The sequence below is a fragment of the Thalassospira povalilytica genome, from assembly GCF_002844235.1.
GTDB lineage: Bacteria > Pseudomonadota > Alphaproteobacteria > Rhodospirillales > Thalassospiraceae > Thalassospira > Thalassospira povalilytica.
In genome coordinates this window covers 554051-568182 of sequence record NZ_PGTS01000001.1, presented here as the reverse complement: position 1 = coordinate 568182, position 14132 = coordinate 554051, and the positions used below count along the sequence as shown (strand labels likewise).

The window sequence follows — 14132 nt, the reverse complement described above, 5'->3', positions numbered from 1 at the left end:
CTTTGGCCCGGTAACCAAACGGTATTTCTGGCGTGCGTTTGGAGTGTCGCTTTCCTAATGGGCCAGTTCCAGAAGTGCTGCACGATCAAGTATTTTCAGTTTCGGACCTGCCGATATGGCGCCAGATGCTTCGAGTTTACGCAAGGACCGGGAAAACGTTTCTGGTGTAATGCCGATCCGGCTGGCGATCTGGCGCTTTTCAGGAAAGTTCTTGCCACTTGTGCCGTCAATGGTTGCGTCATTCCGGTCTTCAAAATCGATCAAAAACGCAGCAATCCGTTGGATCGGACGCGTGTGCCGCAGTTTATAGATTTCCTCAAGAAAGAACCGTTCCCAACGTAACAGGCTTGCCAACACATCACCAAGAACGTTAGGCGCACTTTTCAAAATGCCAAGATAGGCCATGCGCGGAATGGCAATGATTTCACAATTCTCAACAACCTGACATTCAACCGGATAGGATCGACCAGCAAAGGAAACCGCCTCTGCAAACGACCCGGCCTCGGTCAGGAAATGCATTATTGTTTCATCCCCTTGTGCGGATGTTTTCACAAGGCGCAAATGACCGGACAGCAGAATATAGAAATACTCAGCCACATCCCCCGCCCGGAAAAGATGTTCCCCGCGGGCGAGGCTTTCGACCTTGCATGTTCCGAGCAGAGTTTTTAGCCGCTCTTCCCCAAGTGCGGCTAACAGTGGCACCTGGGAGATCACATCGTGATCCGCGCTAGACAGCGACCTTGAAACCATCCGACTGTTCCTCCCTGATTCCACTGCTTGAAAGGCCACACCACTCGGCCAGCATCTCGGTATCTGCAATACGGATGATGTGTCCGCTGGAATGCTGGGACACGCCATATTCCGACAACTTTTTAAGCGCCCGGGAGAACGTCTCGCTGGTCATGCCAATCTTGCGGGCCAACGCGGACTTTTCCATGGTAAGCGGTGTGTCATACGCATCCCCGACAGGAACGGCATTGGCAAGCAAATAGATCCCTAGACGTTGGGCCGCTGACCGGCATTTCAGTTCCTCGGTCTGGCGCAGCATTTGACATAGTCTTTCTGTTACGACCGACATCATGGTTAATGCCCGTTCAAAGTGCGCGGAAAGAAAGTTGGCAAAAGCAGCCCCGTCAATTCGAATGGCGGTCGTCGCGTCCAACGTTTTGATAGAAGCGGCGTAACAAGCTTCCGGCGCCAGCGCACACTCGCCGACAAGCTGGCCGTCCCCCAACAAATCAATAACGCCGTTCTTGCCATCTCCATTCGTGTAGGACAGCTCAACATGCCCATTCACAATCAGAAACAAGGCCGAAGCAGGGTCTTCGGCACGGATCATCACCGTATCGGATTCATACCGGACCCACGTGCATAATGATGCCAGTTCCAGAATGTCGTCTTGCGGCCAGTTTTTGAAATAGCGGCCAGACTGGAGAACACCCGAGATTCGATCAATATCTCTCATTGTGAAGTTTCCATGGAAAAACGCGGTTTTTGTTAAGCATTGGAAGAAATCTAACATTCAACCGGGCGGGTTGGATTGTTCCATGTCAAACACGTCGGTCAGGTCCATAAAACCAGGTACACTATCCAGTAAAAAAGCCCTGCCAATCAGCAGGGCTTTGCCAAAAATGCGCAACGACATCGCTGTCACATTGTGCAAAAACTATTCAAACCGTGGGAACAGGATCGAATTTTCCAAATACATATGGGCAACAAGATCTTCGATCAGCTTGCTGGTCCCGCTGTACAATCTGCGCCACGAACCACATACCCCGTCGGGCAAGGTGCAATTGTTCGTCAGTTTCTGCAGTTTGTGAATGGCTTGACTATGATCGTCATGCTCTTCGCGCATACAATGGATGGGCATGGCCAATGCTGGCGTGATCGGGGTATTCCGGCGCATTTCACGCATCGCTGGGAAAAGAACATTTTCCTCTTTGGTCATGTGCATCTCAAGGTTCTCGGCCATTTCGATCAATGCATCTGCCAGCCCCACCGGTGCGTCCGGATGGTCACCATGGACAATTTCAATTTCGCGAGACAACGCAATTAGCTCAATCAGTTCATCGCGGTGAACATCGTGATAACGCCTAAGAATGAAATCGATAAACCCATCGACATCCCCCACATTTGGCAAGGTCAAAGGCCCCTTGGGAAGCGCACAGAGTTCCTCCGCAATCACATGCGGATCAAGCTCCTTGCGCTTTGCAGCTTCTTCAAGCGTCCGGTCAGGATGACAACAAAAACCGATGCGATGGCGGCGAAAAACCAAGGTTGCGCCGGGGAAACATGAAATCAAGCCCCCCAGGGTCTGATCAAGAAGTTCGTTAGGCCTAACGGTCAATGTTGCCGTATTCAACGCATCTTGCATAAAGGTGTCCTCCCTAAAATCCGCATCCAGCAAACGAAAGGGAGTTTAATCCAGCGATAATTTGGCAGATTGACGATGGTCAAATGACATCAGCCAAAAAAAATGCTGCAGTCGCCTTTGACCGGTTATCCGGTCAAAATAACGCTCTGTCGGGTTATTCCAACTAAGCGTAATTCCAATCTCGCAGCGACTTGACAAACATCAAACACCAGTCCGTGCAGGCCAGTGATACTTCGCCATACAAAACGCCGGAGTACGCTGTGACAGAAAGCTATCCATCCTTTACGCCATTTTTTCTGGCAAACCCGTTCATACGCAATGCACCGACATTTTTGGTCGCGCGCATATGCCACCAAGCGATGGCGACGATGCATCATCGCTACAGACCGGTATTTGAACGGATCGCCGAACAAGAAGCATTCGCCCTACTGATTTCTCCGACTGACCTAGATCTGCAATTCTATTTAAAAATAGATGCCGATCATCCTGAACTCCGACCCGCGAGACATGGCGAAGAAGAAACTATCGCAGCACAGATATCAGGCCCGCTTCCCGCACTGCTGGAGCTTCTTCAGGGGTCATCAGATGGTGACGCACTGTTCTTTTCGCGCACATTGCGGATCGAGGGACGCACCGAACTTGTTGTCGCACTTCGCAATGCCCTGGATGGAGAGTCCATTGATCTGCGATCCGCTGTGGCGGAAAGCTTTGGCGTAATGGGACCTGCAGCCAAGGTAGCACTTGGCCTTGCGGAAAAGATTTATCGGCAACTTCAGCACGACATGAACCGGACGGCAGACGCGTTGACGTCACCTACTGCCACACGTTTGCTCGGCTTGGAGAAACGCACGTCCGCGCAAGCGGCCACAATGGCTGAGATTGAGAAAACAATACAAAGGCGGAACCGCCATACGCGTGTCAAACCTTCCGGCACGGCCAAGGATGATTTCGCGCTACCCGCCAATCCCTGATCCACAACCAGTTACAGGTTCAATATGGAACTCGTATGTCCTGCAGGAACACCTGCCAGCCTGCACGCTGCCGTCGCGGCGGGTGCTGATGTTGTATATTGCGGTTTTCGGGACGCGACGAATGCCCGAAACTTTCCGGGATTGAACTTTTCACGTGCTGAATTACGCGATGCCGTCGAACATGCACACAAGCACGGAGTTCATGTCTATCTTGCCTGCAATACCTATCCACAGGCCGGGGCAGAAGAAATCTGGCATAAGGCAGTTGATGACGCCGTGGCAATTGGTATCGATGCTATCATCCTTGCGGATATCGGTTTGCTGCGATATGCGCGCGACCGTCATCCGGACGCCCGTTTGCATCTATCCGTACAGGCGTCGGCTTCGAATGAAGAAGCCATTCGATTTTATCATCAGGAATTCGGTGTGCGGCGTGTTGTGCTGCCCCGCGTTCTTTCGCTTGATGAGATACGTACCCTGAATCAGCGCATACAGGTTGAAACAGAAGTATTCGCATTTGGCGGGATGTGCGTCATGGCCGAAGGTCGTTGTTCACTGTCTTCATACGCGACGGGCGAAAGTCCGAATATGAACGGTGTCTGTTCACCAGCGGCACATGTTCACTATGAAGAACGCGGTGACGCGACAGTTTCCCGACTGGGTAACTTCACCATCAATATCTATGACAGCGATGAAAAAGTCGGATATCCGACGCTCTGCAAGGGTCGGTTTCGCGCCATGGACAAATCCGGCTATCTGTTTGAAGAACCCACGAGCCTTGATGTCACCGCCATACTGCCGGAATTGGCCGATGCCGGTGTTTCAGCCCTTAAGATCGAAGGACGACAACGCGGGAAGGCATACATATCGCAGGTCGTCGGCGCTTTTCGTGCGTCACTGGACAAAATCGCCAAGGGACAACACGACGCGCGATCAAAACTCAGCACGCTGAGTGAAGGTCAAAGCGATACCACAGGTGCATACCGGAGAAATTGGCAATGACAAGATCGCGATTGGTGATGGGCCCGGTTCTTTTTCATTGGGATGAGAGCCGTAAAATAGACTTCTACAACCGCATCGCAGATGAAACCGACGTCGATACCGTCCATGTCGGCGAGGTCGTCTGCGCAAAGCGGATGCCATTCTTTGACAAGCACTTGCCTGACGTTATCGAACGACTTCAGCGCGCTGGAAAGGAAGTGGTTCTTTCAACCTTGGCACTGGTGATGAATGAGCGCGAAGTTAACCAGCTACGTGACATCGCACAAATGCCCGGCCTCCTGATCGAGGCCAATGATGTTTCCATTGTACGCTTGCTCGCAGGCCAAACGCACATGATTGGCCCTTATATCAATACCTATAATGAAGGGACGTTTTCCTATTTTGCCGATAAAGGTGCAAAACGGATTGCCCTTCCTTGGGAATTGCCTATGTCTTCGATTGCCAAATTATGTAACGTGCGCAAGGCGGTCGAGATAGAGGTTCAAGTGTTTGGTCGCATCCCGTTGGCCATTTCGGCCCGCTGCTATTCAGCAAGGGCACACGGCCTGCACAAGGACGGATGCCGTTACGTATGCAGTGAACATCAGGACGGTATGGATGTTGAAACTCTGGATGAAACGCCATTTCTGGCGGTGAACGGGTTACAGACCCTGTCCTACCACTATACAGAACTCTCCGACCATATCGCACAGATGCAGGATACTGGTGTTTCTGCATTCCGCCTGTCCCCGCACAGCCTGAATATGACAAAGGTTTCAGACCTCTATCGCCAGGTGTTGGCACACGAAACCAGTCCGGAAGAACTCAGGCATCACCTAAACGAGATGCACTTCCCGATGTCCTTCGCCGATGGTTTCTTGCACGGTGTTCCCGGCGCAGAGTTTCGTCAGACACTTGATCAAAGAGCAGAGTAGACATAGAAAACCGCAGCTTCCCGAACGTATTTAGCACATTGGTTTGGGCATCTATAAATCGACTATCGCTATACCAAAGCGCTGCAAGAACAGTTGTCTTCCAACCATTCGAACAACTCATTCTCTTCTGGGTTCAAAACGACCTCAAGCCCACCGGCAAACGCCTTAAAGGCGTCAAGGTTTAACTGGTTAAGCCCCACCAGAACCGGGATGTTATTCACTAGCGCATCAGCAATGACATCACGAAAGCCATGCCCTTCAGCCTCGTGTTTACCAAATTTGTTAATGACCAGAACATCCGCACCTTTACTAATTTCTTGGGTCACATGACCAACAGCATCTTCAAGCGCACTGGTATCCAGTCGACATCCGCGGGAATGTTCCCCCAATGTCTGGGAAATGCGAATGATCGGACCATCCGGCAGCACCTTAACATCCATATCGCATGGCCCATCAGTCTCGCGCTCGGAATTGATTTGCACGGTTCCACAAACGCGCCACCCCATTTCTGTAATACGCTGCGTCACGCGCGAAAGAAGCAAATCGGTATCTCCCCTGCCAGGAGCCATTGTGTAAGCGATTTTCATCTTAGTGTTCCTTTATATTCCGCTGATAGCAATGCTTCGTTCTGCGTCAGAACGTGACTTCATCAGATGTCTGAACGTCAGATGCTCGGATCGTGCAATCGAGATCACGTAGAAGACCGTCTTTCAGGCTATAGATCAGACCGTGAATCTTGATGTCCGCACCGGCCCGCCAAGCGCGACGCATAATCGGAGTTTCTGCAACCCGACCAACACCTTCGATAACATTGAGCTCTGCCAACCTGTCGCGCCGCACCTCGATATCACCGTGCTGCGCTAGTTCGCGGGCATGAAAACGTGCTTGGCGTCGGATGGGTTCAAGCCAGTGATCGGCAAGACCATGGGGAAAGTCTTCGGTTGCGGCTTTCACCCCGCCACAGCCGTAGTGACCACAGACAATAATCTCACGGACCTTCAGGCTCTCGACCGCAAACTCAAGAGCAGACAGTAGATTCAAATCCGATGAATGCACCACATTGGCGACATTGCGGTGAACAAAGACTTCCCCGGGATCGAGTCCGGCGACTACGTTCGCAGGAACGCGGCTGTCTGAACAACCGATCCAGAAGAACTCCGGGGCCTGATGACTTGCCAGTCTGGAAAAGTATCCAGGTTCTTCTTTTTGGCGAGAACGCGACCAGACCTTGTTGCGTTCCAATAGGTTTTCAAGCATGGAAACCTCAAACCGGTTGGAGGTACTACGCACAAAATGCGTACCTAGTTTGGCTTCGTATTGTTGGCGGCTTGCCCAAGATCCGTGCCGGTAATCGAGGCCGACGCAATAAGTCCATCGACAAACAGCTTTGCTTTACGAGCCCACTGGGCTTTTTCCATTGCTTCGGAGATTTTTGGTTTCACGGCCTCAAACGGCAGTGGCTGCCCCTCTGCCAATGCATCTAGCCGGAGGACATGATAGCCATATCTGCTCAGCACAGGCTCTGACGCAACTTCACCCTCAGAAAGCTGGCGAAGAGAGGCTTCAAATTCTGGCACCGTATCGCCGGGGCGCAACTGACCAAGCGACCCGCCCGCAGACCGAGACCCACAGTCGCTTTGCGTGCGTGCGATCTTTTCGAATGTATTACCGTCTTTACGAAGGTCACTGAGGATATCGTTTGCCCGTCTGAGGGCCAGTTCTCTCTCCACGGCGTCATTCGGATCGCATTTGCAAAGAATATGGGAAACTTCCCACAGGGGCATGGTACGAAACCGTTCGGGGTCCTTCTGCCATTCTGTGCGAATCTCTTCCTCACTCGGGCGGGTGATTTCGATTTCTGCTTCAAGCAATGCGCGGATCATCGCCTCTTCGCCGGTTTCGAACCGGTTTGGCGAGACTTCCTGCGGTTCAGCTTCAATGCCGTTTCTGCGCGCTTCTTGAAGCAACAAGGTCCGGATGACCAATGCGTTGGCCGCGTTGCGCAAGGCGTCAGCAAAATTGTCCTTTGACGCCGTGTGGTTTTGCAGTTCCGCAGCAACGGCTGTCTGCGGGATGGTTTCGCCATTGATGACGAGGTCAGGAAACATTTGTATATTCATAGCGCTTTGTCCTTTGTGTGCAGAAGGAAGTCGGCGCATGAATGCGCCGAGCGTCCATTATCGGTGTGACAAAGGTTTGGTCCGGCGTGAACGGACAATCTGATAGCCCGGACGCATGAAGTACCGCACTGGAACTGAAAGCATGTGCACAAGGCGCGTGAACGGGAACACAAGGAATATCGTCAGTCCCAGAACCAGATGCAGTTTGAAAATCCAGGCCACATCGGCAATGTGGCTGGCGGCATCAGACTGGAAAGTGAAAATTCCCTGTGCCCAAGACATGAACTTGGTCATTTCATGCCCATCGAGATGTTCGAGCGACACAAAGATGGTGCCAATCCCAAGAACAAGCTGAGCCAGCAACAGGGCAAGGATGCCAATATCGGCAAAGCTTGAGGTTTTACGGATACGCGGGTCGGTCATCCGGCGATGGAACAGCATCAGACCACCAATGAGCGCCATGACACCGGCAATACCGCCGGCAACAACGGCCAGTGTCTGCTTGGCCCCATGACTGATGCCCAAGGCGTCAAAAATCCAGATCGGCGTCAATAGGCCAATCAGATGGCCAAAGAAGATCACCAGAACACCGACATGGAACAAAACCGAGCCCATCATCAATTGTCTGCGACGCAGAAGCTGACTTGAGGATGTTTTCCAAGTGAACGGATCGCGTTCATATCGGGCGATAGAGCCGATAATCAGGACCGATAGCGCGATATAGGGATAGATCCCGAAAAGGAAGTTATGCATTTGGGCCTCCTTTACTCTGCTGCTTCCGGCGGTACCGGTCCAGCGGGTTGATCAATACGCGACAGAATGTCACGCACCTGCGGGCAACCGGCATTCGGGTCCGGTCCGAACGTGACCTCGCTTTCCTCCCAGACCTCATCAAGTGCTTCGAGGTCATCGGGATCGTCTTCAGGCTGTTCAAGCAGTTCGGCAACAGCAGTTGCACTGACTGTTACATCTGCCAACTGCGTTAAAGCGGCAAAGACTGCCTGATAGGGGCTTTCGCGATGCTCAAGACGGGCGCGAACGGCATCGAAAATATGAGCCGCATCCGCAAGGACCTCCTTCGCATCTGCCGGGGGCTGGGTTGCAAGGAATTCCAGTAACACAGGCAAATGATCGGGTAATTCCGTTGTTGCCGGTTCAAAGCCGCCAGCCCGATATGTTTCAAGCAGGCTAACCATGGCCCCGCCACGATCACGGCTTTCGCCGTGAACATGTTCAAACAGATTGAGCGAAAGGGTCCGTGACCGATCGAACAGCATGACAAAGCGTTCTTGCAGATCGTAAATGTCGTCGCTCGATAGCTCTTCGACCAGCGGGCGTAAATCGCGACGGGTCGCAGCTGTCAGCCGCGTTTCGGATGCCAGCACAGCGCCGATTTCAGGCATGGCACCTTGCAGTTCCTCCGTCGGGTAGCTCAACAGAAGCGAGAGTGATTTGATCGTGCGGTCCATCAACGTACCTCCTCTGGCATTTTCAGAGGCTTCTTGCTGCCTCCAAACAGGGAACCCTGACTGATCCCCGAAGAACAGCCATTGCAGTTGGTGAACCCTTCACCGCCACGCAGATCATAGGCTTCTTCGACCTGCTCGCGATGTGTCGTTGGAATGACGAACCGGTCTTCGTAGTCGGCCAGCGCCATGATTTTGTACATATCTTCGATGGTTGCACCATCCAGACCGACGCGTTTTGCCACGGTCTCGTCGATGACACCTTCGACGGTTTTTGAACGCATATAGGCACGCATTGCCAACATCCGCTCAAGCGCATGTGCCACCGGCTCTTCGTCGCCAGCCGTCAGCATATTGGCGAGATACTTCAACGGAATGCGGAGATTGCGTACATCAGGCATCGCACCGTCCATACCGATCGCACCTGCTTCCGCTGCATTCTGAATTGGGGAAAGCGGCGGGATGTACCACACCATCGGAAGCGTGCGGTATTCCGGATGTAGCGGGAAGGCAACCTTCCACTCCATGGCCATTTTCCAGATCGGGCTTTCCTGTGCCGCCTTGATCCAATCTTCGGGAACACCATCAGCACGCGCAGCGGCAATGACTTCCGGATCTTTGGGATCAAGGAACACGCCAAGCTGGGCGTCATAAAGATCGGTGGTTTCTTCAGCATTGGCCGCTGCTTCGATCTTGTCTGCATCGTAAAGCATCACACCAATATAGCGGATGCGCCCGACACAGGTTTCCGAACAGACGGTCGGGTTTCCCGATTCAATACGCGGATAGCAAAGCGTGCATTTTTCCGACTTTCCCGTTGACCAGTTATAATAAACCTTCTTGTACGGACAGCCCGAAACGCACATGCGCCAACCACGGCATTTTTCCTGATCAATCAGGACAATACCGTCTTCTTCGCGCTTATAGATTGCACCGGAAGGACAACTAGCTGCACATGCTGGGTTCAGGCAGTGTTCGCACAGGCGCGGCAAATACATCATGAATGTATTTTCGTATTCACCGTAGATGTCTTTCTGGATGCCCTCGAAGTTATAATCTTCCGAGCGCTTCGAAAATTCCCCGCCCAGAATTTCTTCCCAATTCGGACCCTTTTCGATTTTTTCCATCCGTTCGCCGGAGATGCGCGAACGCGGACGTGCGGTCGGAAAGGCTTTCATTTCCGGGGCGGATTTCAGGTGGTCATAATCGAAATCGAATGGCTCGTAATAGTCGTCGATTTCCGGCAGATCCGGGTTGGCAAAAATGTTTGCCAAAATCCGCCATTTCGATCCCTGTTTGGGCTGAAGCTTTCCCGACTTGGTGCGTTCCCAACCACCATTCCAGCGGTTCTGGTTTTCCCAATCGGTCGGATAGCCAGTGCCCGGTTTGGTTTCGACGTTGTTGAACCAAGCGTATTCAACGCCATCGCGGCTCGTCCAGACATTTTTGCAGGTGACCGAACAGGTATGACAACCGATGCATTTGTCGAGGTTCAGCACCATGCCGATTTGTGCGCGGACTCTCATTTCCCGATCTCCTTGTCGTTTGCTTCTTCGTCGAGCCAGTCGACCTTCTGCATTTTGCGGACAATGACGAACTCATCACGGTTAGCACCGACGGTTCCGTAGTAGTTGAAACCATATGATTGCTGGGCATAGCCCCCAATCATGTGCGTAGGTTTAAGGGTCGTGCGGGTGACAGAGTTATGAATGCCGCCACGTTTGCCGGTTTTTTCCGAACCGGGCGTATTCACGATTTTTTCCTGGGCATGGTACATGAAGGTCGTACCATCCTTGATGCGCTGGGAAACGACCGCACGTGCGGTCAAGGCACCGTTGGTGTTGTAAAGCTCCACCCAGTCGTTATCGACGATCCCCGCGCGCTGTGCGTCGTTTTCGCTGATCCAGATGACCGGACCACCACGGTTGAGCGTCAGCATCAGCAGGTTGTCGGTATAGGTCGAATGGATGCCCCATTTCTGATGCGGTGTGATGAAATTCAGCACCACATGCGGTACACCATCGCGGGCTTCATCGTTGATTTCCTCTGTCACCGTCTTAAGGTCGACCGGCGGACGATAGGAAACAAACCCTTCCCCGAAGGCCCGCATCCAGAGGTGATCCTGATAAAGCTGCTGACGCCCCGTCAGGGTTCGCCACGGGATCAACTCGTGAACGTTGGTGTAACCCGCATTGTAACAGACATGTTCTGACTCAAGCCCCGACCACGTTGGCGAAGAAATGATCTTGCGCGGCTGGGCGGCAATATCGCGGAAGCGGATTTTTTCATCTTCCTTGGGCAGGGCAAGATGGGTGTGATCCCGTCCGGTAACCTTGCCAAGCGCATCCCATGCCTTGACCGCCACCTCTCCGTTGGTTTCCGGTGCCAGCATCAGAACCACTTCCGTGGCATCGATATCCGTATCAATCTTCGCACAGCCTTTGGCAGCCCCCTCCTGCCACATGCCGTTCAGATCGCGAAGATGTTGCACCTCTACCTCGGTTTTCCAGTTGATGCCCTTGCCACCATTGCCCAACTTGTCGAGCAACGGACCAAGTGCAGTAAAGCGGTCGTGGATTGCGGTGTAATCGCGTTCAACGGCGATATAGTTCGGTGCGGTCTTGCCGGGAATAAGTTCGCATTCGCCTTTCTTCCAATCCTTGACCTGATCCTGGGCGACTTCACCCGGGGTATCATGCAGGATCGGTAGAGCGACGATGTCGGTTTCCTTACCAAGGTAACCCGGTACGATTTCCTGGAACTTCTTGGCAATGGCCTTGAAGATTTCCCAATCCGACTTGCTTTCATAAGCCGGGTTAACAGCAGCCTGAAGCGGGTGGATGAACGGGTGCATGTCCGATGTATTTAGGTCGTTCTTCTCGTACCAACTTGCAGTTGGCAGAACGACATCGGAATAGACCGCGGTCGTGCTCATACGGAAATCAATACAGACCAGAAGGTCAAGCTTTCCGCGCGGAGCTTCTTCATGCCATTTGGCTTCCTTCGGCAGTTGCCGACCTTCTTCACCAAGATCCTTGCCCATAACACCGTGATCGGTGCCAAGCAGGTGCTTCAGGAAGTACTCGTGACCCTTGCCCGAAGAACCCAACAGGTTGGACCGCCAGACGAACAGGTTGCGCGGCCAGTTTTTGGGATCATCGGGATCTTCGCAGGACATTTCCAGATCACCGGCTTTCAATTGCTCGGCAACATAGGCGGGGATTTCCTTGCCGGCTTTTTTAGCCTCCTTGGCAACATCCAGAGGATTGGTTTTTAGCTGCGGTGCCGATGGCAACCACCCCATCCGTTCTGCACGGATATTGTAATCGATCATTGAAACATCCCAATCGCCTTCCGGTGCGGTCGGAGACAGGATTTCATTGGCCGTAAGGGTCTCATAACGCCACTGATCGGTATGGGCATACCAAGCACTGGTGGAATTCATGTGCCGAGGCGGACGTCCCCAATCAAGAGCAAACGCCAGCGGTTGCCAACCGGTTTGCGGACGGAGTTTTTCCTGTCCGACATAGTGGGCCCAACCGCCACCCGATTGGCCGACACACCCGCACATCACCAGCATGTTGATGACACCACGATAATTCATGTCCATGTGGTACCAGTGGTTCATCGCCGCACCGATGATGACCATTGATTTGCCTTTGGTCTTTTCGGCATTCTGGGCAAACTCACGGGCGACATGAATGATCTTGTCGGCCGAAACACCGGTAATTTTTTCGGCCCAGGCCGGGGTGCCTGGCATACCGTCAGCATAGTCATTGGTGACCCAGTCACCACCCAGTCCTCGATCAAGGCCGTAATTGGCACAGAACAGGTCAAATACGGTCGCAACCATGACCTCGCCATCGGCAGTCTGGACGCGTTTGACCGGAATGTTGCGGGTCAGGACATTGGGATGCTGAGCGTCAGTTGCAAAATGTTCCGAGGCATCGCCACCGAAATAGGGGAAATCGACACCGGTAATCTCGTCATGATCTTCTTCAAGGATCAGCGACATTTTCAGAGAGGTATCCGCCCCGGCAGCGCGCTCTTCGAGGTTCCATTCACCAGCTTCACCCCAGCGATATCCAATCGAGCCATTCGGCGCGACCAAGCCACCCGACTTTTCGTCGATTGCGATGGTTTTCCATTCCGGATTATTTTCTTCGCCGATCTTGTCGCTAAGGTCTGCGGCACGCAGGAAGCGGCCGGGTATTAGCGAACCGTTTTTTTCGTCGAGTTTAACCAACATCGGGAAGTCCGAATATTTGCGGCAATACTCTTCGAAATAATCGGTCTGACGGTCGAGATGGAATTCGCGCAGGATCACATGACCAAAAGCCAATGCCAATGCAGCATCCGTACCCTGCTTGACGTTCAGCCAGACATCACCAAACTTCGCAGCTTCCGAGTAATCCGGGCAAATAACAGCCGATTTGGTCCCGCGATAACGCGCTTCGGTATAGAAATGAGCATCCGGTGTTCTGGTTTGCGGCACGTTCGATCCCCAAAGGATCAGATATCCGGCATTGTACCAGTCAGCCGATTCCGGAACGTCGGTCTGCTCGCCCCACGTCATCGGCGATGCCGGCGGCAAATCGCAATACCAGTCATAAAATGACATGCACACGCCGCCCAGAAGGCTGAGATAGCGTGAACCTGCCGCATAGCTGATCATGGACATTGCCGGAATGGGAGAGAAACCAAACACACGGTCAGGGCCATATGTTTTCGCGGTAAAGGCGTTGGCGGCTGCAACCAGTTCGGTTGCCTCATCCCAGGTTGCTCGGACAAACCCGCCTTTGCCGCGGCTCGCAACATAGCTTGCACGCAAGACAGGGTCATTTTGAATGGCTGTCCATGCCTGAACCGGGTTCATTGTCGAACGCATCCGGCGCCACAGCTTCAAAAGCTTGCCACGGATCAGCGGGTTTTTGACACGGTTGGCAGAATACAGATACCAGCTATAGCTTGCCCCTCGGGCACAGCCGCGCGGTTCATGGTTTGGCAGTCCTGCACGAGTACGCGGGTAATCGGTTTGCTGGGTTTCCCAGGTGACGATCCCGGACTTAACATAGATTTTCCAGCTGCACGATCCGGTACAGTTTACACCGTGTGTCGAGCGAACGATTTTGTCGTGGCGCCAGCGGTTGCGATAGGTATCTTCCCAGTCGCGGTTCTCGCGGGTGACCTGACCGTGATTGTTTGAAAACCTTTCCAGTTCCTTGTTCTGGAAAAAGTTAAGTCTGTCTAACAGGTGACTCATGGCGTTTCTCCTGAAGGCTGCG

At 53.0% G+C, this 14132-nt stretch carries 13 protein-coding genes; 3 read left to right on the top strand and 10 right to left on the bottom strand.

What is annotated here, in order from left to right; genetic code table 11:
• Positions 1 to 54 precede the first annotated feature (54 nt).
• The 3 genes from CU041_RS02465 to CU041_RS02455 all read right to left on the bottom strand — a co-directional run bounded on the left by CU041_RS02465 (position 55) and on the right by CU041_RS02455 (position 2374).
• Positions 55 to 750 (bottom strand): Crp/Fnr family transcriptional regulator, encoded by a 696-nt coding sequence (locus CU041_RS02465; RefSeq protein ID WP_267893496.1) that lies wholly within the window; start codon positions 748 to 750, stop codon positions 55 to 57.
• Positions 728 to 1465 carry a Crp/Fnr family transcriptional regulator gene (locus CU041_RS02460; RefSeq protein WP_170310090.1) on the bottom strand — a complete coding sequence of 246 codons (738 nt, stop codon included), beginning with the start codon at positions 1463 to 1465 and terminating at the stop codon, positions 728 to 730. Before CU041_RS02460 ends, CU041_RS02465 begins: the two co-directional genes overlap by 23 nt.
• Positions 1466 to 1666: 201 nt before the next feature.
• Complete coding sequence (locus CU041_RS02455; RefSeq protein WP_101245621.1) at positions 1667 to 2374, bottom strand: DUF542 domain-containing protein; 708 nt, start codon at positions 2372 to 2374, stop codon at positions 1667 to 1669.
• Positions 2375 to 2634: 260 nt separating this feature from the next.
• Here CU041_RS02455 and ubiT point away from each other — a divergent pair, with 260 nt between their 5' ends.
• Genes ubiT through ubiV form a run of 3 tightly spaced genes read left to right on the top strand, consistent with a single transcriptional unit; the run spans position 2635 to position 5261 of the window.
• The gene (gene ubiT, locus CU041_RS02450; protein ID WP_212733752.1) at positions 2635 to 3345 is read left to right on the top strand and encodes a ubiquinone anaerobic biosynthesis accessory factor UbiT; all 711 of its coding nucleotides are present in this window, start codon (positions 2635 to 2637) and stop codon (positions 3343 to 3345) included.
• 24 nt (positions 3346 to 3369) lie between these two features.
• On the top strand, positions 3370 to 4347 hold the full coding sequence (ubiU, locus tag CU041_RS02445; protein ID WP_101245620.1) for a ubiquinone anaerobic biosynthesis protein UbiU: 978 nt from the start codon (positions 3370 to 3372) through the stop codon (positions 4345 to 4347).
• On the top strand, positions 4344 to 5261 hold the full coding sequence (gene ubiV, locus CU041_RS02440; RefSeq protein ID WP_101245619.1) for a ubiquinone anaerobic biosynthesis protein UbiV: 918 nt from the start codon (positions 4344 to 4346) through the stop codon (positions 5259 to 5261). The genes ubiU and ubiV overlap by 4 nt, the downstream gene beginning before the upstream one ends.
• A gap of 68 nt (positions 5262 to 5329) precedes the next feature.
• On the opposite strand, the gene CU041_RS02435 is transcribed toward ubiV, so the two are convergent.
• From CU041_RS02435 to CU041_RS02405, 7 genes are read right to left on the bottom strand one after another with little or no spacing between them, the layout of a single operon-like run.
• Positions 5330 to 5848: a DUF2478 domain-containing protein gene (locus CU041_RS02435; RefSeq protein ID WP_101245618.1), complete on the bottom strand. Its 519-nt coding sequence runs from the start codon at positions 5846 to 5848 to the stop codon at positions 5330 to 5332.
• Between the two features lie 46 nt (positions 5849 to 5894).
• The gene (locus CU041_RS02430; RefSeq protein WP_101245617.1) at positions 5895 to 6518 is read right to left on the bottom strand and encodes a carbonic anhydrase; all 624 of its coding nucleotides are present in this window, start codon (positions 6516 to 6518) and stop codon (positions 5895 to 5897) included.
• Positions 6519 to 6562: 44 nt separating this feature from the next.
• Positions 6563 to 7381 (bottom strand): peptidylprolyl isomerase, encoded by an 819-nt coding sequence (locus tag CU041_RS02425; RefSeq protein ID WP_101245616.1) that lies wholly within the window; start codon positions 7379 to 7381, stop codon positions 6563 to 6565.
• Positions 7382 to 7438: 57 nt separating this feature from the next.
• Positions 7439 to 8134 (bottom strand): respiratory nitrate reductase subunit gamma, encoded by a 696-nt coding sequence (narI, locus tag CU041_RS02420; RefSeq protein WP_101245615.1) that lies wholly within the window; start codon positions 8132 to 8134, stop codon positions 7439 to 7441.
• A gap of 11 nt (positions 8135 to 8145) precedes the next feature.
• Positions 8146 to 8850 (bottom strand): nitrate reductase molybdenum cofactor assembly chaperone, encoded by a 705-nt coding sequence (narJ, locus tag CU041_RS02415; protein WP_044827783.1) that lies wholly within the window; start codon positions 8848 to 8850, stop codon positions 8146 to 8148.
• Positions 8850 to 10373, bottom strand: coding sequence for a nitrate reductase subunit beta (gene narH / locus CU041_RS02410; protein ID WP_044827784.1), 1524 nt, complete (start codon positions 10371 to 10373; stop codon positions 8850 to 8852). Before narH ends, narJ begins: the two co-directional genes overlap by 1 nt.
• Positions 10370 to 14110: a nitrate reductase subunit alpha gene (locus CU041_RS02405; protein ID WP_101245614.1), complete on the bottom strand. Its 3741-nt coding sequence runs from the start codon at positions 14108 to 14110 to the stop codon at positions 10370 to 10372. Before CU041_RS02405 ends, narH begins: the two co-directional genes overlap by 4 nt.
• Positions 14111 to 14132: the final 22 nt, after the last annotated feature.

Coding starts and splice junctions, on each gene's coding strand:
- narI (WP_101245615.1), bottom strand. CDS start 8,134: ATGCATAACTTCCTTTTCGGGATCTATCCCTATATCGCGCTATCGGTC.
- ubiV (WP_101245619.1), top strand. CDS start 4,344: ATGACAAGATCGCGATTGGTGATGGGCCCGGTTCTTTTTCATTGGGAT.
- CU041_RS02430 (WP_101245617.1), bottom strand. CDS start 6,518: ATGCTTGAAAACCTATTGGAACGCAACAAGGTCTGGTCGCGTTCTCGC.
- CU041_RS02465 (WP_267893496.1), bottom strand. CDS start 750: ATGGTTTCAAGGTCGCTGTCTAGCGCGGATCACGATGTGATCTCCCAG.
- CU041_RS02435 (WP_101245618.1), bottom strand. CDS start 5,848: ATGAAAATCGCTTACACAATGGCTCCTGGCAGGGGAGATACCGATTTG.
- CU041_RS02460 (WP_170310090.1), bottom strand. CDS start 1,465: ATGAGAGATATTGATCGAATCTCGGGTGTTCTCCAGTCTGGCCGCTAT.
- ubiU (WP_101245620.1), top strand. CDS start 3,370: ATGGAACTCGTATGTCCTGCAGGAACACCTGCCAGCCTGCACGCTGCC.
- narJ (WP_044827783.1), bottom strand. CDS start 8,850: ATGGACCGCACGATCAAATCACTCTCGCTTCTGTTGAGCTACCCGACG.
- narH (WP_044827784.1), bottom strand. CDS start 10,373: ATGAGAGTCCGCGCACAAATCGGCATGGTGCTGAACCTCGACAAATGC.
- CU041_RS02405 (WP_101245614.1), bottom strand. CDS start 14,110: ATGAGTCACCTGTTAGACAGACTTAACTTTTTCCAGAACAAGGAACTG.
- CU041_RS02425 (WP_101245616.1), bottom strand. CDS start 7,381: ATGAATATACAAATGTTTCCTGACCTCGTCATCAATGGCGAAACCATC.
- CU041_RS02455 (WP_101245621.1), bottom strand. CDS start 2,374: ATGCAAGATGCGTTGAATACGGCAACATTGACCGTTAGGCCTAACGAA.